Raw genomic sequence first — 20501 nt, forward strand, 5'->3', positions numbered from 1 at the left:
GTGAGCGTGGGGTGCACACTCGGCGGAAGCTCAATGAGGTTCTGTGCGCCGGATAGAGGGTCGGGCGGTACGGAACTCGACTGACCATTCTTGCAGATTTCGCGTCGTAAGGATAATCGCCCGGGTCGCATGCCATGATGAGCCGACATCGGCGCATCCGACGCCGTGGAGGGGGTTCGCGCCGTGCAGATCGACTTCGCCCGTTCGGCCCGGTCCACCATCGGCCTCGAGTGGGAGGTCGCGATCGTGGATCGCGCCACCGGCGAGCTCGCCTCGATCGGCGACCGCGTGCTCGAGCTGCTCGACGAGCGGAGCGAGGGCGGGACGCATCCCACCATCACCTCGGAGCTGCTCACGAACACCGTCGAGCTCGTGAGCGGCGTGCACGAGCGCGTCGCCGACGCCGTCGCCGACCTCGAGGGCCAGCTCGCCGAGGTGCGGGCGGTGATCGACGAGCTCGGCGACTACGAGCTCATCTGCAGCGGCTCGCACCCCTTCAGCCAGTGGTACGACCAGCGCCTCACCGACAAGCCGCGGTACCACAAGCTCATCGAACGCACCCGGTGGTGGGGTCGCAACATGATGATCTGGGGCATCCACGTGCACGTCGGCATCGAGGAGCGCGACAAGGCGCTGCCCATTCTCGACGGCCTGCTCGCCTACCTCCCGCACCTGCAGGCGCTGTCGGCGTCGAGCCCGTTCTGGGCGGGGGTCGACACGGGGTACGCCTCGAATCGCGCACTCATGTTCCAGCAGCTGCCCACGGCGGGACTGCCGTACCCGCTGCCCGACTGGCCGGCCTACGAACGCTACGTCGACGACCTGGTGCGCACCGGCGTGATCGAGGACCACAGCGAGGTGCGCTGGGACATCCGCCCGTCGCCGAAGTGGGGCACCGTCGAGGTGCGCGTCTGCGACGGCGTCTCGACCGCGGCCGAGATCGCCGCCATCGCGGCACTCGTGCAGTGCCTCGTCGAGTGGATGAGCGAACGCCTCGACGACGGCGAGACGCTGACGGTGCTGCAGCCCTGGTACGTGCGCGAGAACAAGTGGCGCGCCGCGCGCTACGGCATGGACGCCGAGATCATCACGGATGTCGCGGGCACCGAGCGGCTCGTCGGCGACGACCTGCGCGACCTCCTCACGACGCTCGTGCCCGTCGCCGAGCGGCTCGGATGCCAGGCCGAGCTGCAGCTCGTGCGCGGCACCCTCGACGGCGGGGCGAGCTACCAGCGACAGCTGCGGGTCGCCGAGGCCGCCGGGGGCGACCTCACCGCCGTCGTCGCGCACCTCGCCCGCGAGCTCCGCGACGGGGTCTCCTCCCCGACGACGGATGCCGCGGCGCCCGCCTCCTAGGCCGGGATCGCCCGCGTGCGCATGAGCTCGGCGTACCACTTCGCGCTGTCCTTCGGCAGGCGCTCGAGCGTGTCGTAGTCGACCCGCACGATGCCGAAGCGCTTGGAGTAGCCGTAGCCCCACTCGAAGTTGTCCATGAGCGACCACACCTGGTAACCGCGCAGGTCGACCCCGCGAGCCATGGCCCGGTGCGCGGCGGTGAAGTGGCGGCGCAGGTAGTCGACGCGCTCGGCGTCGTGCACGGCGGGGCCGTCGGGCTCCTCCGTCACGACGTCGTCGAACGCGGCGCCGTTCTCGGTGACCATGAGCGGCAGACCGGGGTAGGCCTCGTGCAGCGCGACGAGGAGGTCTTCCAGCCCCGACGGGTCGATGTTCCAGCCCATGGCCGTGTACGGGCCCGGCTGCACGAGGAACTCGACGTGCTGGGAGCCCGGCCAGGGCGTGCCGCCCATGTCCTTGTGGCCGTCGGCGTTGGCACGCGGCGACACGCCGTCCCACATCGCCACGGTCACGGTGGAGTAGTAGTTGACGCCGAGCAGCGAGATCGGCTGCTGGATGAGCTCGGTGTCGCCCGGCTTCACGAACGACCAGTCGGTCACCTCGGCCGTGTCGGCGATGACGTCCGCGGGGTATTCGCCGTCGAGCAGCGGGCCGAGGAAGACCCGGTTGGCGAGGCCGTCGATGCGACGGGCCGCCTCGTCGCCCGTCGGGCCCGACGGGCGGATGACGTGCAGGTTCAGCGTGATCGAGTAGCCGGGGTCGTTCGTGACGACCTCCCGCAGGGCGGCGATCGCGAGTCCGTGCGCGAGGTTCAGGTGGTGCACGGCGGCGAGCGCCTTCGCGCCGTCCATGAGGCCGGGGGCGTGCGCGCCCGAGCCGTAGCCGAGGTAGGCGCTGCACCAGGGCTCGTTGAGCGTCGTCCACACGGCGATGCGATCCCCGAGCCGCTCCCCCACGATGCGGGCGTAGTCGGCGAACGCCTCTGCGGTGGCCCGGTTCGCCCAGCCGCCCTCGTCCTCGAGCGCCTGCGGCAGGTCCCAGTGGTACAGCGTCGCGATGGGCCGGATGCCGCGGGCGATGAGCCCGTCGACGAGCCGCTCGTAGAACGCGAGGCCCGCCTCGTTGGCCGGCCCTCGACCGGTGGGCTGGATCCGCGGCCACGCGATCGAGAACCGGTACGCCTCGAGCCCCAGGTCGGCCATGAGGTCGAGGTCGGCGTCGAGTCGGTGGTAGTGGTCGTCGGCCACGTCGCCGGTGTCGCCGTTCCACACCTTGCCGGGCGTGTGGCTGAACGTGTCCCAGATGGAGGGGCCGCGTCCGTCCTCGTTCACCGCGCCCTCGATCTGGTACGACGCCGTGGCGGATCCGAAGAGGAAGTCGTCGGGGAAGGTGAGTCCCGCGTCGCGGTAGTCGGCTGAGCCGGTGGTCATGAGCGTGCTCCAGTCGTCTCGTCGCGGCATCCGCTACCGCCTCGGCTTCACTGTATCGCGTCGCCCGGAACCGCTCCTTACAGGGCTGTCAGCGAACGACGCAGACCTAATGTGGAGGCATGGCCGACCCTCGCCTCGAACTCGAACCCGACGCCGGCGGCGCACGCCTCGTCGCCGAACTGCTCACCGGGCGCGGCGTGAACGGCGGCGTGTCGCTCGTCGTCGACGGCACCACCCAGTCCCACGTCAACCTCGACGACCCGCTCGACCTGCAGCTCGAGTACACGCGGCTCATCGCCGCACTGGTCGACGGATGCCGCGAGCCCGGCCGCCCGCTGCGGGTGCTGCACCTCGGCGCCGGCGCCCTCACCGTGGCCCGCTACCTCACGGCGACGCGGCCCGGGTCGGCGCAGCACGTGGTGGAACTCCATCGGGAGCTCCTCGAGTTCGTGCTCGCCGCGCTCCCGCTTCGCGACGACGTGGAGCTCACCGCCGAGTTCGGGGATGCCCGCGCGGCCGTGGAGCGCGCCGCGAAGGTGGGAGCGGGATACGACCTCGTGCTCGTCGACGTGTTCTCGGGCAGCCGGGCGCCCCGTCACCTGTCCACCGCGGAGTTCTTCGCCGCACTCGAGCGCCTGACCGCGGCGGACGGCCTCGTCGTCGTCAACACCCTGGCGGCGCCGGGCCTCCACACGGCCCGCGAGGTCGCCGCGACGCTGGAATCCGTGTTCGACGACGTGTTCGCGCTCACGGCCGCCGAGGTGGTCGAGGGGGCGAGCCTCGGCAACGTCGTGCTCGCGGCATCCGCGGCGCCGCTGCCCGGCGAGCAGGTCCTCCGGCTCGCCGACGCGAGGCCACGACGCGTCGTCATGCTCCGCGACGCGTCGCTCGCGGAGTTCATCGACGCCGCGCCGGTTCGTCGCGACGCCGATCCGCTCGACTGAGCGGTCGGCTCAGCGCCCGAGGAACTTCTGCAGGGCCGCGAGCTCCTCTTCGCTGGGGGCGGCCTTGGCGCCCGCCCCGCCGCCGAGGCCGAAGCCCGAGCCGGCGGGCGTCGAGCCCTGGCCGGCCGGGGTGACCCCCGACGCGATCGCCGCGTTCTCGGCCGCCCGCTTGGCAGGGTTGCCCGACCGCGAGCCCGACGACTTCTTCTTGCCCTTGGCCGCCTGGCGCTTGCCGCCGCCGTAGCCGCCACCGCCGGGGATCGGGCCCATGCCCGGAATCTGCGGCATGCCGCCGCGGGCCACCGTCTTCATCATCTTGGCGGCCTGCTCGAAGCGCTGCACGAGCTGGTTCACGTCGGTGACGGTCATGCCGGAGCCGCGTGCGATGCGCAGTCGCCGGGAGCCGTTGAGGAGCTTCGGGTTGCGGCGCTCGGCGAGCGTCATCGACTGGATGATCGCCTCGGTGCGCACGATCTCGCGCTCGTCGAAGTTCTCGAGCTGCTGCTTCATGCCGCCAGCGCCGGGCAGCATGCCGAGCATCTTCTTGATCGAGCCCGCGCCGCGGAGCTGCTGCATCTGCGCGAGGAAGTCCTCGAGCGTGAACTGCTCGGTCGCGAGCTTCTCGGCGACCTTCATCGCCTCTTCCTCGTCGAAGGCCTGCTGGGCCTGCTCGATGAGGGTCAGGATGTCGCCGAGGTCGAGGATGCGGCTCGCCATGCGGTCGGGGTGGAACGGCTCGAAGTCGTCGAGGCCCTCGCCGGTGGACGCGAAGATGATCGGCCGGCCGGTGACCGACGCGACCGAGAGCGCGGCGCCACCGCGGGCGTCGCCGTCGAGCTTGGAGAGGACGACACCGGTGAAGTCGACGCCCTCCTGGAACGCCTTGGCCGTGACGACGGCGTCCTGACCGATCATCGCGTCGATGACGAAGAGCACCTCGTCGGGGTTGGTCGCCTTGCGGATGTTCGCGGCCTGCTTCATCATCTCGGCGTCGACGCCGAGGCGGCCCGCGGTGTCGATGATGACCACGTCGTGCTGGGCGCGCTCGGCCTGCTTGACGGCGTCCTTCGCGACGCGCACCGGGTCGCCGACGCCGTTGCCCGGCTCGGGGGCGAACACGGGGACTCCGGCCTGCGCGCCGACGACCTGCAGCTGGTTCACGGCGTTCGGGCGCTGGAGGTCGGCCGCGACGAGCATGGGCGTGTGCCCGTCCTTCACGAGCCACTTCGCGAGCTTTCCTGCCAACGTGGTCTTGCCGGCGCCCTGCAGGCCCGCGAGCATGATCACGGTCGGCGGGTTCTTCGCGAACTGCAGCCGGCGCTGCTCCCCGCCGAGGATCGCCACGAGCTCCTCGTTGACGATCTGCACGACCTGCTGGGCGGGGTTCAGCGCCTTGTTGACCTCGTCGCCGAGGGCGCGCTCGCGCACGTGCGCCGTGAACTGCTTGACCACGTCGAGCGAGACGTCGGCGTCGAGCAGCGCGCGACGGATCTCGCGCACGGTGCCGTCGACGTCGGCCGCCGACAGCTTGCCCTTGGTGCGGAGGTTCTTGAAGGTCTCGGCGAGGCGGTCAGACAGGTTTCCGAAGGTAGCCATGGTGCACCAAGTCTAAGCGAGCGCGACGGTGCGGCCGTTCGGCGCCCGGGTGTTGCCCGGCGGGTGGCCGGATGCCCCGGCTACCCCTCGAAGCGCACGTCGACGACGGCTCGGCCGATGTCGATCGCCGCGATGAGCCGTTCGTCGGTGTCGTCGGGCGCGAGCGCGTACTCGAACTCGGCGAAGGGCTCCCCGTCGCCGTCGGCCTCGGGCCGGAGGTCGACGCGGAGGAGCGACAGCGACCGCAGGGCGTCGACCTGCCGGTCGCCCGAATCGCGACCGATGGCCCCGTCGATCTCGTCGGCCTGCTCGAGGTCGGCGTCGAGGAGCACGTCCAGGAATCGCATGACCGGACTGCTTCCCGAGTCCAGCTGGCCCACGAACGCGGAGCGCACGTCCTCGTCGACGAGCTCGAGCTCACCGACGAGCACGGCCGCGGCATCCAGCGACGCGGACGTCACCATGCCGTCCTCCGCCTCGAGGACGACTTCGACGCGCTGGTCGCCGAACTCGATCATCTCGGACCAGTACTCGCCGATGACCCCGAAGTAGTCGTGTTCGATCGCCATGTGCTCCTCCTAGCCCACGAGCTTCTGCGCGAAGACGTGCGGCGTGAACCCGGTGAGGTCGCCGATGCCCTCGCCCTGGCCGATCAGCTTGATCGGCAGGCCGGTCTTCTCCTGCACCGCGAGCACGAAGCCGCCCTTCGCGCTGCCATCGAGCTTGGTGAGCACGAGGCCGGTGACGCCGCCGTGCTCGATGAACGCCTCGGCCTGCGCCAGGCCGTTCTGCCCGGTCGTCGCGTCGAGCACGAGCAGCACCTCGCTGATGGGCGCCTGCTTCTCGACGACGCGGCGGATCTTGCCGAGCTCGTCCATGAGCCCGCCCTTGGTGTGCAGGCGACCCGCGGTGTCGATGATGACGATCTCGATGCCGTCGCGCTTGGCCTTCTCGACCGTCTGGAAGGCGACGGATGCCGGGTCCTGGCCCTCGCGCTCAGGTCGCACGATGCCCACGCCGGCGCGCTCCGCCCAGGTGGCGAGCTGGTCGACCGCGGCGGCACGGAACGTGTCGGCCGCGCCCACGACGACGCTCCGGTCGTAGCTGCGCAGGAACCGCGCGAACTTGCCGATCGTGGTGGTCTTGCCGACGCCGTTCACGCCGACGACCAGCACGACGGCGGGACGCTCCGTGAGCTTCAGCGTCGGGTCGTACTTCGAGAGCCGCTCCTCGATGAGCTCGCGCAGCATCCGCTGGACGTCGCGCGGATCGGTCGTGCGGTACCGCTCGACCTGGGCCTTGATCGCGGCCACGATCTCCTCGGTGACGGCGGGGCCGAAGTCGGCGCGGATGAGCGCGGACTCGAGGTCGTCCCAGGTGTCCTCGTCGATCGTCTTCGCTCCGAAGACCCCGCGGAGGGCCGCACCGAGCGACCAGGATGCGCGTTCTGCCATGCCTCCAGCCTAGAGCGCCGGTACACCGCGCCCGGTGCCCCTGCAAGGGGTTGCCGCTCCCCCGGGGCCACGGAACCCTCGGGGACGACGGAAGGAGTGCGAATGACGATCGTGGGATTCCACGCCTCGCACGAACAACTGCCGCCCAGCCGACTGCTCCACGCGGTGCGGCGCGCCGAACAGGCCGGCTTCGACGCCGCCATGTGCAGCGACCACCTCGAACCGTGGAGCGTGCGCCAGGGGCACTCGGGGTACGCATGGAGCTGGCTCGGCGCCGCGCTCGAGGCCACCTCGTTCTCGGTCGGCGTCGTGACGGCGCCCGGGCAGCGCTACCACCCGGCGATCGCGGCGCAGAAGCTCGCCACCCTCGCGGAGATGTACCCGAACCGGTTCTGGGCGGCGCTCGGGAGCGGTGAGGCGATCAACGAGCACGTCACCGGCGATCCGTGGCCGGCGAAGGAGGAGCGCGACGCGCGGCTCGCCGAATCGGTCGACGTCATCCGCCGCCTGCTCGCGGGCGACGAGGTGACCGCCGACGGCCGCATCCGGGTCGACCGCGCGAGGATCTGGAGCCGCCCCGACGAGCCGCCGCCGCTGTTCGCCGCCGCCATCAGCACCGAGACCGCGCGCGACGTCGCGGCGTGGGCCGACGGCGTCATCACCGTCGACCAGGGGCCCGACGGGTTGCGCGAGTTCATCGACGCGTACCGCGAGGCCGGCGGCCGAGGCCCGGTCGCCGTGCAGGTGCACCTGAGCTGGGCGCCGTCCGACGACGAGGCGCTCGCCATCGCGCACGACCAGTGGCGGCAGAGCCTCGTGCCGGCGCACCTCTCGTGGGAGCTCGACCGCCCCGAGGACTTCGACGCCCGCACGGCCGACGCCACGCTCGACGACGTGGCTGCCACGCTGCTCGCCTCGTCCGACACCGCACGGCACCTCGACCACCTCGCGGGCATCGCGGAGCTCGACGTCGACCGCATCTACCTCCACCACGTCGGCGCCGAGCAGGACGCGTTCATCGATGCCTTCGGCGAGCACGTCCTCCCCGCACTGAGGGGGGTGGGCCGATGAAGATCACCGACCGCAGCGACCTCTGGTGGAAGACGGCGGTCGTCTACTGCCTCGACGTCGAGACGTACATGGACTGGAACGACGACGGCTCGGGCGACTTCGAGGGCCTCGGGCACCGGCTCGACCACCTCGCCGAGCTCGGGGTGACCTGCCTCTGGCTCATGCCGTTCCAGCCGACGCCCGACCGCGACGACGGCTACGACATCACCGACTTCACGGGCGTCGACCCCCGGCTCGGCTCGCTCGGCGACGTCGCGGAGTTCCTGCGCACCGCCCGCGACCGCGGCATGCGCGTGATCATCGACTTCGTGATGAACCACACCTCCGACCGGCACCCCTGGTTCCGGTCGGCCAGGCGCAGCCGCACCTCGCCGTTCCGCGACTACTACGTCTGGCGGGACGAGCCACCCGCGCATCCGGCGAAGAGCGTGTTCCCCGGCGAGGAGGACGGCGTCTGGGAGTACGACGAGCGCACGGAGCAGTACTACCTGCACAGCTTCTACCGGCACCAACCCGACCTCAACATCGCCAACCCGGCCGTGCGCCACGAGATCGCGAAGACGATCGGCTTCTGGCTGGAGATGGGCGTCTCGGGCTTCCGGGTCGACGCCGTGCCGTTCCTCATCGAGCCGCCCGACGGCGTCGACATCGGCGATCCGCACGAGTTCCTCCGCGACATCCGGAGGTTCCTGCAGCGCCGTTCGAGCGAGGCGGTGCTGCTGGGCGAGGTGAACCTGCCGTTCGACCAGCAGGTCGAGTTCTTCGGCCGGCCCGGCCATCCGGCCGAGCTCACGATGCAGTTCGACTTCCTCGGCATGCAGGCCCTGTACCTGTCGCTCGCGCGGGAGGACGCACGACCCCTCGCCGCCTCGCTCGCCAAGCGGCCCCAGCTGGAGCCCGAGGCGCAGTGGGCGAACTTCGTGCGCAACCACGACGAGCTCACCCTCGACAAGCTCAGCGACGCCGAGCGCGAGGAGGTGTTCGACGCGTTCGCGCCCGAGGAGTGGATGCGGGTCTACGGGCGGGGCATCGCGCGCCGCCTCCCGCCGATGCTCGACGGCGATCCCCGCCGCATCCGTATGGTCTACAGCCTGCTCTTCTCGCTGCCGGGCACACCCGTGCTCTTCTACGGCGAGGAGATCGGCATGGGCGAGAACCGCGTGGAGGGCGGCCGCATGACGGTGCGCACCCCGATGCAGTGGACCGACGAGGCGAACGGCGGCTTCTCGCGGGCGAGGCCCGGCCGCCTCGTCGCAGCGCCGCCCACCGACGGCTACGCGCCCGAGCACGTGAACGTCGAGGCGCAGATGCACGACCCCGAGTCGCTGCTCGCGACGATCCGGAAGTTCGCGGTGCGGTACCGCAGCTCCCCCGAGATCGGCTGGGGCCGGCTCGACCTGCTCGACACGGGCAACGACGCCGTGCTCGCCCACCAGCTCACCGCCGACGTCGGCCGGTTCGTCGCGGTGCACAACTTCGCGCCACGGCCGGCCACCGTCACCCTCGAGCTCGGGGAGGTGCCCGCCGGGGCCCGGTTCTCCGACCTGTTCGCCGTCGACGCGTTCGACCTCGACGAGCGCGGGCGCATCGACGTGCACCTCGACGCCTACGGGTACCGCTGGTTCCGCGTCGTCGATCCGGGCGATCGCCGGCTCACCTGAGTCGCAGAGCGGATGCCGCAGGCGCGTGCCTGCGGCATCCGCTCGCTCGGCTCAGCTGGCCTTGGCCTCGCGCTCCTCGCGAACCCGCTGGCCGACGACGGCGGAGACGCCGTCCTGGCGCATCGAGACGCCGTAGAGCGCGTCGGCGATCTCCATCGTGCGCTTCTGGTGCGTGATGACGATGAGCTGGCTGGACTCGCGCAGGTCCTCCATGGTGGTGAGGAGGCGGCCGAGGTTGGCGTCGTCGAGCGCCGCCTCCACCTCGTCCATGATGTAGAACGGGCTCGGACGCGCCTTGAAGATGGCGATGAGCAGCGCGACCGCGGCCAGCGATCGCTCGCCGCCCGAGAGCAGCGAGAGGCGCTCGATCTTCTTGCCGGCCGGCTTCACCGAGACCTCGATGCCGGTCGTGAGCATGTTGTCGGGGTCGGTCAGCGTGATGCTGCCCGTGCCGCCCGGGAAGAGCACCGGGAAGACCTCGGCGAACGCCGCCTGGGTGTCGTCGAAGGCGCCGCGGAAGATCGCCTCCATCTTCCCGTCGATCTCCTCGATGATGGTGAGCAGGTCCTTGCGGGTGTTGGCGAGGTCGGTGAGCTGCTCCGAGAGGAACTGGTGCCGCTGCTCGAGCGCGGCGAACTCCTCGAGCGCGAGCGGGTTGACCCGGCCGAGCTGGGCCAGCTTGCGCTCGGCGGCCGCCAGGCGGCGCTGCTGCTGCTCGCGCACGAACGGGCGGGGCGCCGACTCCTCGTCCTCGCCGGGGATCTCGACGTCGGGGCCGTACTCGTCGACCAGGACGTCCTCGCCGAGGCCCAGCTCCGACTCCGCGCGTTCCACGAGGCCGGCGACGTGCAGCTTCTTCTCGTAGATGCGCAGCTCGAGGCCGTGCACGTCCTCGGTGACGGCGTGCAGCCGCTCGCGCACGGCGGCCTCCTGGCGCCGCACCTGCTGGAGCTCCTCGTTGCGGCTCGCGCGCTGCGCCTCCGCGCGTCCGAGGGCGACGCGGGCCTCGGCCACCGACGCGTCGACCGAGGCGAGTGCGGCCGGCAGCGAGTCCGCGACGCGGGTGGCCGCGGCGAGCTGGGCGCGGCGCACGACCGCCCGACGCGCGGCATCCGCCGCGGCCTGCTGCTCGGCCTCGAACTGCCGCTCCATCGCGCGCACCCGGGCCTCCTCGGCGCGCACGCGCTCGCGGGCGGTCTCGAGCCGCAAACGGCCCTCCACCTCGAGTTCACGCGCCCGTTCGAGCGCGGCCACGGCGCCGTCGCGGGCCGTCGCGTCGAGCACGGGCCGGGGCACGGCACGCGCCTCGTCGAGCGCGGCCTTCGCCTCGTCGGCGGCGCGCTCGGCGTCGGCCACCCGCTCCTGCGCGTTCGCCGCGGCCTGCTCGAGGCGGGCGGTCTCGGCTTCGACGGCCTCCGCCTGCACGCGTGCGCGGTTCAGCCGCTCGGTGCGCTGCGCCAGCTGCGCGTCGAACTCGCGGAGCGCGGCGAGGGCGCGCTTGGACTGGTCCTTCGACTGCTCGAGGATGCCGCGCTGCTCGGTGAGCTCGAACCGGGAGCGCTCGAGCTCGGCCCGCACCTCCTCGAGCCGGGCCCCCGCGCGGTCGCGTTCGGCGATGAGCTCGATGCGGCTCTGCTCGCGTCCGGTACCGCCGCGGATCACGTAGCGCCCGACGACCGTGCCGTCCTTCGTGATGACCGTCACCGGTCCGTCGAGCCGGGCGAGCGCCGGCTCGGCGGCGCGGGCCGCGGCGAGGTCGTCGGCGATGAGCACCTCGGCGAGCAGGGCCACCACGCCGGCAGGGGCGGTCACGACGTCGGATGCCGCGGTCAGGCCGTCGACCGCGTGACTGCCGCGGGCCGCCACGCCGGGATCGGCCATGGCGAGGGCGACGCGTCCGAGCTCGCCGCGCTCGGCGTGCTTCAGGGCCCGGAAGGCGGCCGCCCGGTCGTCGACGAGCACGGCGTCGGCGAGCGACCCGAGTGCGGCCGCCACGGCCGGCTCGTACCCGGGCTCGACGTGCAACGACTCCGCGAGGAGCCCCCGCACGCCGTCGACGTGGGCGCCGACGAGGGCGGCCGAGCCGTCCTTCTGGTCGAGGGCGAGCGAGAGGGCGGCGGTACGAGCCGCCAGGGCGCCCTGCTCACGCTCGCGCCCGTGGAGCTCCTCCCGGATCCGCTCGATCTCGCCCTCCGCCTCGAACACGGCCGCCTGCGCGAGCTCATACGCCTCGTCGAGGTCGGTCTCGGCGCCTTCGCCGGCCTCCGCCTCGGCCTCGACCCGAGCGAGTTCGGCAGCGGCTGCCTGCCGACGCGCGGCGGCGGCCTCGAGCGCGTTCGCGTGCCGGAGCACCTCTCCGCGCACGGCGGCGAGCCTGGACGCGGCGGTGTCGGCCTGCCCGGCGAGCTTGGACAGCTCGAGGTCGTAGGCGGCGACGCGGGCGCTGTCCCGGGCGATGCCCTCGTCGACGCGGTCGAGCTCGACCCGGGCGGCCCGGGTGCCGGCGACCGCATCCTCGAGGGCCGCGGCCGCCTCGCCCACGGCCGCACCGAAGCCGTCGAGTCCGGTGGTCGCCTCGTCGATCATGGCGCGGGTGACGCTCGGCGCGGCATCCGTCGGCTCGACCTGGGCGGTCAGCAGGGCGATGCGCTGCCGCGCGAGGGCGTCGAGCGCCCGCAGGCGCTCCTGCGCGGACTCGAGCGCATGGGAGGTGGAACGCGCCGCGTCGACGTCGTCGCCGAGGTAGGTCGCCTCGAGTCGCTCGACCCGTGCCTGGTGCTGCTCGAGCTCCTGCTGCAGCACCTGCCGCTCGCTGTGCCGCTCGGACTCGCTGCGCCCGTGCTCGTCGAGCGCGCGGCGGAGGCCCACGACCTCGTCGGCGAGGAGCCGCGCCCGCGCGTCGCGCACCACGGCGGCGATCGTGGCGGCCTCGCGGGCCACCTCGGCCTGGCGGCCGAGGGGCTTCAGCTGGCGCCGGATCTCGCCGGCGAGGTCGGAGAGCCGGGTGAGGTTCGCCTGCATCGCGTCGAGCTTGCGGAGCGTCTTCTCCTTGCGGCGGCGGTGCTTGAGGATGCCCGCGGCCTCCTCGATGAAGCCGCGCCGGTCCTCGGCGCTCGCGTGCAGCACCGCGTCGAGCTGGCCCTGGCCGACGATGACGTGCATCTCACGGCCGAGCCCCGAGTCGCTGAGCAGTTCCTGCACGTCGAGCAGCCGGCAGGTCTCGCCGTTGATGGCGTACTCGCTCGCCCCGTTGCGGAACAGCGTGCGGGAGATCGTGACCTCGCTGTACTCGATCGGCAGGGCGCCGTCGGCGTTGTCGATCGTGAGGCTGACCTCGGCGCGGCCGAGCGGGCCGCGCGTGGCCGTGCCGGCGAAGATGACGTCCTCCATCTTGCCGCCGCGCAACGTCTTCGCGCCCTGCTCGCCCATCACCCAGGCGAGCGCGTCGACGACGTTCGACTTGCCCGAGCCGTTGGGACCGACGATGCAGGTGACGCCCGGCTCGAACGCGAACGTGGTCGGCTGCGCGAAGGACTTGAATCCCTTCAGCGTCAGGCTCTTCAGGTACATGGTCCCCCGGGTGCGGCTGGGTCGTGCGGATGCCTCGCACGAGCGTACCCGAGCGGGCGCCCGGTTCCCGCGCACCCTCGCCGCGAAGCTGAGGATCGATCGTTGCCGGCGCGCCGCGCCCGCCGATAGTCTGGGCGGCTGTCCGACCGACGGCGAGGAGGACGATCGCGTGGCCATCGACATCCGACCCGTGCCCGTGCCCGCACGCCTCGGCACGACCGAGGCGCGGCCGCTGGAGGCGTACGTCGAGCTCACCCGCGCCATCGCGCGCGAGACGTGGGGCCACGACCACTTCGAGTTCACCGCCGCCGAGCTCCTCGTGCGACATCGCGACCAGCGCTTCCGCCGCCGCGTGGAGGTCGGCGCCTACGAGGGTGACGACCTGGTCGGCGCGGCCGCCATGGTGTGGGAGACCGACCCGCAGGCGAGGATGGCCGAGATGTCGCTCGGCGTGCGGCCCGACCGTCGCGGCCGCGGCGTCGGGAGCGCCCTGCTCGCCGCGATGGAGGTCCAGGCCGCAGAGGTCGGGCGTCCGGCGCTCGTCGGCTGGTCGGAGCACGGGGGCGCGAGTCTCCGCACGACGGGCGAGGTGCTGCGCGCCCCCGACGGCGACGCCGAACTGCCGGCCTCCGACCCTGCGGCGCGATTCGCCGTGGCGCACGGCTATGCGTTGCAGCAGGTCGAGCGGGTGAGCGGGCTCCGCGTCGACGGGCGCCGCGACGGGTTCGCCTCGGCGCTCGAGGAACGCGAGCCCGCGGCATCCGCTGCCGGTTACCGACTGCGCACCTGGGAGGATCGCGCGCCCGACGGGCTCGTCGACGCGCACGCATGGTGCTCGACGTGCCCGCCGGCGGGCTGCAGTACGACGACGAGGTGTGGACCGCCGACCGCGTACGCGCCTACGAGGACGAACGCCGCGACAGCGCCACGGGCATGCTCGTCGCCGCGGCGGTCACCGACGGAGGCGAGGTCGCCGGCTACACGGAGCTCGAACTGCCCGACGGCCGGCCCATCGCCTACCAGTCCGACACGCTCGTCGTCGGCGCGCACCGCGGCCATGCCCTCGGGATGCTCCTCAAGCTCGCGAATCTCGTGCGGCTGGGCGAGGTCGCGCCCGAACGACACGAGGTCTCCACGTGGAACGCCGACGAGAACGACCACATGCTCGCCATCAACCTGGCGCTCGGATTCGAGCTCAGGGGGCTGGACGCGAGCTGGCAGCGACCGGCGTCCGCCGCGGGATCCGGAGCCGCTGGCATCGCGGGCACCGATGCGACGACCGGTTCATGAACGCCTCGCGCACGATGGGGGTGCCGCAGCGCGGGCACGGCAGGCCGGCACGACCGTAGGCGTTCAGCGAGTGGGCGAAGTAGCCCGACGCGCCGTTCACGTTGACATACTGCGCGTCGAAGCTCGTGCCGCCCTCGGCGAGGGCCTTGCCGAGCACGTCGCGCACCGCCGCGAGCAGGTCGCGGGCCCGGCGCCTCGACAGGGAGGCCGCGGGCTGCTCGCCGTGCATGCGCACCGCCCAGAGCGACTCGTCGGCGTAGATGTTGCCGACGCCGCTCACGAGGTTCTGGTCGAGGAGCACCCGCTTGACGCCCGAGGCGCGCCGCGCGAGGGCGTCGAGGAAGGCGGCGTCGTCGAAGGCCGGGTCGAGTGGATCGCGCGCGATGTGCGCGACCTGCGCCGGGATGCTCCGATCCCACGGCCCGGTCACGCCGGCGGAGAAGCCGGCCACCTCGCCGTCGGCGGTCGGGACGAGCCGATCCACCGCGAGCGAGCCGAAGGTGCGCTGGTCGACGAAGTCGATGCGGAACTCCCCGTGCCCGGGATGCTCGAGATGCAGGCGTACGCGCGCGTGCCGGTCGTCGCCGGGGTGATCGGGCGTGCGCAGCAGGAGCTGCCCGCTCATGCCGAGGTGGCCGACGATCGCCCGGTCGGGGCCGATGGGCAACCAGAGGAACTTGCCGCGACGCACCGCCGCCGCGATCCGGGCACCCGTGACGAGCGATTCGAAGTCGCCGGATGCCGCGACGTGGCGGGTCAGCGCCCGCGGGTCGAGCACGTCGACGGCGGTCACGAGCGCGCCGGTGACGGCGGGTGCGAGGCCGGCGCGGACGACCTCGACCTCGGGCAGCTCGGGCACGTCAGACGGCGTTCAGCTCGGTCCAGGCCTCGAGTGCTGCGGCCATCTCGGCCTGCTTCTTGCTCGAGCCCTCGCCGGTGGCCTGCACCAGGTCGCCCACCGAGACGGTGGCGATGAAGTGCTTGTTGTGGTCTGGTCCCGACTCCGTGACCGTGTAGACGGGCGGCGGGGCGCTGCGTCGCGCCGCGATCTCCTGCAGGCTGGTCTTCGGGTCCATGGCTGCACCGAACCGCTCGGGGTCGTCGAGGAGCGGCCCGACCAGGCGCAGCACGAAGGCCGTGGCGGCGTCGCCGCCCGAGTCGAGGTAGACGGCGCCGATGATCGCCTCGACGGTGTCGGCGAGGATCGACGGCTTGTCGGCGCCGCCGGTCATCGTCTCGCCCCGGCCGAGCAGCACGTACGGTCCGACGCCGATGGTGCGGCCCACCTCCGCGAGCGCGGCACTCGAGACGAGGCTCGCCCGCCGCTTGGCGAGCTCGCCCTCATCGAGGTCGGGGTGGTCGCGGAACAGCTTGACCGTGACGGCCTGCCCCAGGATGGAGTCGCCGAGGAACTCGAGGCGCTCGTTGGTGGGGATGCCGCCGTTCTCGTACGCGAACGACCGGTGCGTGAGCGCGAGCTGGAGCAGGGCCGGGTCCACCTCGATCTGCAGCGAACGCTGCAATTCCTCGAGTGAATGCTCCGAAGGAGCCGTGGACTCCGTCCCCGTGTGCTCCGTGCGCGTCACGACCGGTCGGTAGGCGAGTCGGGGCCGACTAGACGTCGGCGACCTTGCGGCCCTTGTACTCGAGGAACAGCGGGGTGCCCGCGGAGTCCTCGACGACCTTGGCACGGTGCGGAAGGCTGTAGGTGACCTTGCCGTTCTCGACGGTCTTGACGAGCGTGGGGACCTCGGCCTTCCACTGCGAACGACGCGCGTGCGTGTTGGCTCGTGACTTCTTCCTCTTGGGAACAGCCATGACTCTCTCTCAATCTCTCTGCTGGGGGGCGTCGGATGCGGCATCCGAGCCTTGGTCTTCGGAAGCTTCGAACCCCGCGAGCGCGGCCCATCGCGGGTCGCGCTGCTCAGGGGTGACGAGTTCCGGATGATCAGCCAGTCGGACCCCGGTCTCTGGGTCGAGACCCGGGCAGTCCGGCCGGCACACCGGCTGGAACGGTAGTGCCAGCACTACCGCATCTCGGATGAGCGATTCAAGATCCACGTGGTCGTCTTGAACCTCATACTCGAAAGCTTCTCCAGAATGATACGCGAAAAGCTCCTGGAACTCGACTTCGACGGGCAGGGCGATGTCGATGAGGCATCGGCCGCACTCCCCCTCGGCCACCGCGTCGACCTCGCCGGTCACGAGGACGCCCTCGTGCACCGACTCCAGGCGCACGCCCAGGTCGAGCTCGGAGCCCGCCTTGACGGCGACGAGTCCCTCGCCCATCGGGTCGCCCACGGGGATCGCGAGTCGCTGCTCGCGCATCTCGCCCGGACGGTTCACGAGGTCGCGCACGTTCACTCGGAACGGGGAATGCTGAATGGCCACGATCGACGATTCTACGCCCCGGCCGCAGTGCGATCGCCGAGCGCCCTCCGCACGCGATCGAAGAGCGAGCGGGGTGCGAACAGGGCCCTCGCCCGTTCGCCGGCGCTCGCGTCGGACACGAGCGCAGCGCGCACGGCGCCCAGGTCGTCGGCGAGCTGCTGATCGGCAGCTGCCCGTGCGGGACCGTACCGTGCGCGCTCCACGGCGTCGCGGAGGCGCAGCAGTGCCGCCTGCAGGTCGGGATCGGCAGCGAACGCCTCCCGTCGCCCGATCCGCGCGGCGAACGCGCGGGCGGTCTCGGCGTCGCCGCCGCCCGCGCCGAGGTCGAGGGCCGTGGCCACGAGCTCGTCCCACGCGGCATCCGCGGGTCGCTCGCCTCGCCGGATGCGGCCGCGCCGGGTCATCCGCTGGCTCAGCCGGAATGCGGCCGGCGTGAGCAGGAGGACGAGTACCACGAGCGCCAACGCGCCGCCTCGGAGCCACCACTCGCCCGCCGAGGCGAGGGCGCCGCCGGCCGGACCCGCGAGTCCGCGATCGGGATCGAGGTCGGATCGGTCGCCCGCCCCGGGCGTGGAGGTCGCCGCGTTCGGCAGGTTGGGGCCGCGCTCCTCCCCTGCGCCCGGACGCGAGTAGTCGGGCACCAGGCCGCGGCCCGGCGTCGGCTCGAACGGCACCCAGCCGATGCCGTCGAAGTAGAGCTCGGGCCACGAGTGCAGGTCGTGGGAGTCGACCTCGACGCGCTGCACGCCCTCCACGCGCTCCTCGGTCGGCGAGCCCTGCGTGTACCCGATCGAGATCCGGGCGGGGATGCCGACCTCGCGGGCGAGCACCGCCATCGTCGAGGCGAAGTGCACGCAGTAGCCCTCCTTCACCTCGAGGAACTTCGCGATCACGTCGAAGCCGCCGCCGTCGAAGCCCTCCTCGACTGGAGCGTCCGTGGAGTAGTCGAAGTCGACGCCGCGTAGGTACGCCTGGATCGCGACGGCGGCATCGTACTTCGAGGCGCTTTCGGCAGTGACGGATGCCGCGGTGTCGGTGATGATCGCCGGCATCTCCTCGGGCAGCGCCAGGTAGGGCGCGAGGTTCTCCGGCACGTCGGGGTCGGCCTCCCGCAGCTGCTTCGGGGTGGGCGCCACGTCGAGGCGCGTGACCCGGTAGCGCTGCCCGTCGGTGTCGGCGTCGACGCTCCGCACCGTGAGGGAGTCGTCCTCCCAGAACCACGACCCCGCCAGGCCCTCGATGCTCGAGGTGGGATACGGCACCGGCAGCCACGTGGTGCGCACGTCGTCGATGACGATGTCGATCGGATGCTCCGACGTCTCGATCGCGCGGGAGAGCCCGCGCGGGCGCGGCAGCGCGTCGACGGTGTTGTCGCCGTCGACCGCGCGCTCGGTCGCGCTCCACACCTCGCCCTCGAACCGGTCGAGGGTGAGCAGCGTGAAGTAGGGTCGGTCGCCATCGCGCGCCAGGTAGTGGAACGCGGGGCTCGCCTCGGGGCGACGGAGGTCGCGGCCGAGGTCGATGAACGGGCTGACGCCCCGGGCGAACAGGGTGCCCTGCGATGGCGAGCCGAGGAGCAGGCTCGTGGAGATGCTCGGCGTGGACGCCGCGAGCACCGATGCGGCGAGGAGTCCGACGGCGGCGAGCCCGAGCGAGGCGCCGAGCGTCGAGACGATGGGGACGCGCTTGGGCGCGATGACCGTGGCCACGTCGGTGCCCTCGTCCCCGGCGTCGAGCCGGGCCCTGCGACGCACTCGGACGTCGACGCGGAGGAGCAGGAGATAGGCCGCGGCCGTGAGCACGAGCGTGGGCAGCTCCGCTCCGGCCTCGATGATGAAGCCGGGGATGAGGATGGGCACCAGCGCCGGCACGGCGGCGAGCGCCGGCATCCGCAGCGTCTGCACCAGGACGTCCATGAAGATGGCCAGCACGCCGACGCCCAGCGCGAGCGCGAACGACAGCGCCGGCACGGTGATCGCCGGCACCGCCTGCTGCTCGATCGTGCGCTGCGCACCGCCGAGGAGCTCACCGAAGGTCTCGAACGTGCCCTGGGTGGGGATGAGCAACGCGAAGCTCGTCGAGCCGCCGAAGAGCAGCGTGAGCAGCAGCACGAGCACCCCGGCCTCGAGCACCGGCACGAGCGACGGCGGCGTGCGAAGCGCCCGGAGTCCGAAGCCTGAGAAGAGCGTGCCCGCGGCGACGAACGCGCACAGCCACCACCAGCCGCTGCCCGCGATGAGGGGGCCAAGGGCCATCGTGGCGATCACGAGCACGAGGAAGGAGGCCAGCGTCAGCGCGAGGCGCTGTGAGCGGGAGAGTGGAGCCGGCTCAGGTCGCATGGTCCACCGCACCGTCCGCTGCGCCATCCCGGTCGCCGAGGCCGTCGCGGGCGTCGAGCGCCGTCGCGGCCGACCCGTGGCCCCGGGCCGTGACCGCCACCCCGGCCCAGGCGTCGCCGATGTCGCCCGGCCTGCGCACCCGCACGATGCGCCAGTCGGCCTCCTCGAGCACGTCGAGCACCCGCCTCGACGTGGTCTCGGCGGCGAAGGCGACCGCGGGCTCGAACGCGGGCCGCAGCGCCACCAGGTTGGCGGCGTCCTGATCGTCGGGGTCCACCAGCACGGCGAAACCCGGGGCTCGCGCCTCCCGCGCACGGGGGTGCGACTCCCGACCCGCCGTCGCGGCATCCGCGTGCGGGGCGGCACGCCCGGGCTCATCGATCCGCGCGAGGTCCTCGAGCAGCACCCGATCGCCGCCCGGCATCCGGTAGCCGCCGTCAAGGGCGCTGCCAGGCACGACGCCGCGCTCGGGGTCGGCGATCTGCGTGCATCGGACCTGGAACCCGCGCTCGAGCAGGTGCACGCCGATCGAGGCGGCCACCTCGATGCCGAGCTCGAAGGCGTGATGCGGACGATCGTCGTGCTCGCGTCGCAGCGACGACACGTGCGGGCGCCCGGACATCGTCGTGTCGAGCAGGATGCGCGCCTCGGGATCGCCGCGCTGCTCCTCCTCGCGCACCATGAGCTCGCCGCGCCGGGCCGTGGCCGCCCAGTTCACGCGGCGCAGCGGGTCGCCGTAGCGGTACTCGCGAGCGATCAGCTCGTCGGAGTTCGGATGCGACCGCCGCTGCAGGCCGTGCACGACGCCGTCGATGGACGCGGCGCTGCCCAGCGCGGCCTCGAGGGGCGTGACCCTCGGCGTCACCACCAGTTCGTGTCCCGTGCCGATCTCGCGGTCGATGCGAGCGAGTCCGAACGGGTCGGTGATGCCGACGCGGAGCGGTCCGACTGACACGACGCCGCGCCGCGGCATCCGGAGCCGGTATTCGAGGCGAACCGTGTCGTCGCCCGACGGGAGCACCCCCTCGTACGGGCCGATCGCCGGAAGGATGGCCTCAGGCGGCGCGGTCACGCCCTCGGGCGCCGTGTCCCGCCAGTGCGCGCCGTCGAACGTGCGCCGTCCGCGGTTCTTGACCACGAGCGACACCCGCGTCGAGCCCCCGGCCGCCACCACCGGTGGCGCGAACGCCCGGGTGACCGCGAGCCGCGGCGTGCGCACGACCACGAACACCGCGGCCGCGGCGGGCATCGCGATGCCCACGAACGCGAGCAGCAGGATGTCGCGCAGGTCGAACCACAGCGACACCGCGAGCAGCGCCACGCCGACGACCACCAGCGTGCCCCCGCGACGCGTGAGTCGCGGCCAGGCCGAGACGCGAAGGGGACGCGGGCGGGACAT

At 72.3% G+C, this 20501-nt stretch carries 16 protein-coding genes and 1 pseudogene; 6 read left to right on the top strand and 11 right to left on the bottom strand.

Translation table 11 applies throughout. The features are described 5' to 3' along the window. Window positions 1–183: 183 nt before the first annotated feature. Window positions 184–1356 carry a glutamate--cysteine ligase gene (locus AC1DZA_RS06710; protein ID WP_476772144.1) on the top strand — a complete coding sequence of 391 codons (1173 nt, stop codon included), beginning with the start codon at window positions 184–186 and terminating at the stop codon, window positions 1354–1356. Here the strand turns inward: AC1DZA_RS06710 and AC1DZA_RS06715 are convergent. Next, window positions 1353–2816, bottom strand: coding sequence for a GH1 family beta-glucosidase (locus AC1DZA_RS06715; RefSeq protein WP_476772145.1), 1464 nt, complete (start codon window positions 2814–2816; stop codon window positions 1353–1355). The genes AC1DZA_RS06710 and AC1DZA_RS06715 overlap by 4 nt on opposite strands. Before the next feature lie 89 nt (window positions 2817–2905). Here AC1DZA_RS06715 and AC1DZA_RS06720 point away from each other — a divergent pair, with 89 nt between their 5' ends. Then, entirely contained in the window at window positions 2906–3730 is an 825-nt protein-coding gene (locus AC1DZA_RS06720) for a spermidine synthase (RefSeq protein ID WP_476772146.1), read from the top strand. A gap of 9 nt (window positions 3731–3739) precedes the next feature. Here AC1DZA_RS06720 and ffh read toward each other — a convergent pair whose 3' ends face one another. From ffh to ftsY, 3 genes are all read right to left on the bottom strand, one after another. Then, a complete protein-coding gene (ffh, locus tag AC1DZA_RS06725; RefSeq protein ID WP_476772147.1) occupies window positions 3740–5326 on the bottom strand; it encodes a signal recognition particle protein in 1587 nt (528 codons plus the stop codon). An 80-nt stretch (window positions 5327–5406) separates the two neighbouring features. Next, window positions 5407–5895: a DUF2004 domain-containing protein gene (locus tag AC1DZA_RS06730; protein WP_476772148.1), complete on the bottom strand. Its 489-nt coding sequence runs from the start codon at window positions 5893–5895 to the stop codon at window positions 5407–5409. A 9-nt stretch (window positions 5896–5904) separates the two neighbouring features. After that, window positions 5905–6780 (bottom strand): signal recognition particle-docking protein FtsY, encoded by an 876-nt coding sequence (ftsY, locus tag AC1DZA_RS06735; protein WP_476772149.1) that lies wholly within the window; start codon window positions 6778–6780, stop codon window positions 5905–5907. Window positions 6781–6882: 102 nt separating this feature from the next. On the opposite strand from ftsY, the gene AC1DZA_RS06740 reads away from it, so the two are divergent. Both AC1DZA_RS06740 and AC1DZA_RS06745 read left to right on the top strand, forming a co-directional pair. Continuing rightward, complete coding sequence (locus AC1DZA_RS06740) at window positions 6883–7851, top strand: TIGR03885 family FMN-dependent LLM class oxidoreductase (RefSeq protein WP_476772150.1); 969 nt, start codon at window positions 6883–6885, stop codon at window positions 7849–7851. Beyond that, window positions 7848–9512, top strand: coding sequence for an alpha-amylase family protein (locus AC1DZA_RS06745; protein WP_476772151.1), 1665 nt, complete (start codon window positions 7848–7850; stop codon window positions 9510–9512). Before AC1DZA_RS06740 ends, AC1DZA_RS06745 begins: the two co-directional genes overlap by 4 nt. 51 nt (window positions 9513–9563) lie before the next feature. On the opposite strand, the gene smc is transcribed toward AC1DZA_RS06745, so the two are convergent. Further along, window positions 9564–13082 (bottom strand): chromosome segregation protein SMC, encoded by a 3519-nt coding sequence (smc, locus tag AC1DZA_RS06750; protein WP_476772152.1) that lies wholly within the window; start codon window positions 13080–13082, stop codon window positions 9564–9566. Between smc and AC1DZA_RS06755 the strand changes: the two are divergent. Together AC1DZA_RS06755 and AC1DZA_RS06760 are read left to right on the top strand one after the other, a co-directional pair. Then, window positions 13081–13599 (top strand): annotated as a pseudogene (locus AC1DZA_RS06755) (GNAT family N-acetyltransferase); the annotation flags it as partial. The gene smc and the pseudogene AC1DZA_RS06755 sit on opposite strands and share 2 nt — an antisense overlap. 311 nt (window positions 13600–13910) lie before the next feature. Next, complete coding sequence (locus AC1DZA_RS06760) at window positions 13911–14372, top strand: GNAT family N-acetyltransferase (protein ID WP_476772153.1); 462 nt, start codon at window positions 13911–13913, stop codon at window positions 14370–14372. On the opposite strand, the gene mutM is transcribed toward AC1DZA_RS06760, so the two are convergent. The 6 genes from mutM to AC1DZA_RS06790 form a co-directional block, all read right to left on the bottom strand. Continuing rightward, the gene (mutM, locus tag AC1DZA_RS06765; protein ID WP_476772154.1) at window positions 14278–15231 is read right to left on the bottom strand and encodes a bifunctional DNA-formamidopyrimidine glycosylase/DNA-(apurinic or apyrimidinic site) lyase; all 954 of its coding nucleotides are present in this window, start codon (window positions 15229–15231) and stop codon (window positions 14278–14280) included. The genes AC1DZA_RS06760 and mutM overlap by 95 nt on opposite strands. Window position 15232: 1 nt before the next feature. After that, window positions 15233–15895 carry a ribonuclease III gene (rnc, locus tag AC1DZA_RS06770; protein WP_476763194.1) on the bottom strand — a complete coding sequence of 221 codons (663 nt, stop codon included), beginning with the start codon at window positions 15893–15895 and terminating at the stop codon, window positions 15233–15235. A gap of 91 nt (window positions 15896–15986) precedes the next feature. Next, window positions 15987–16190 (bottom strand): 50S ribosomal protein L32, encoded by a 204-nt coding sequence (rpmF, locus tag AC1DZA_RS06775; protein ID WP_022887809.1) that lies wholly within the window; start codon window positions 16188–16190, stop codon window positions 15987–15989. A 9-nt stretch (window positions 16191–16199) separates the two neighbouring features. After that, window positions 16200–16736 carry a YceD family protein gene (locus AC1DZA_RS06780; protein ID WP_476772155.1) on the bottom strand — a complete coding sequence of 179 codons (537 nt, stop codon included), beginning with the start codon at window positions 16734–16736 and terminating at the stop codon, window positions 16200–16202. A gap of 38 nt (window positions 16737–16774) precedes the next feature. Continuing rightward, window positions 16775–19129, bottom strand: coding sequence for a transglutaminase TgpA family protein (locus AC1DZA_RS06785; RefSeq protein WP_476772156.1), 2355 nt, complete (start codon window positions 19127–19129; stop codon window positions 16775–16777). Further along, a complete protein-coding gene (locus AC1DZA_RS06790; protein WP_476772157.1) occupies window positions 19092–20501 on the bottom strand; it encodes a DUF58 domain-containing protein in 1410 nt (469 codons plus the stop codon). The genes AC1DZA_RS06785 and AC1DZA_RS06790 overlap by 38 nt, the downstream gene beginning before the upstream one ends.

It is taken from the genome of Agromyces sp. P2_B3, assembly GCF_056404815.1.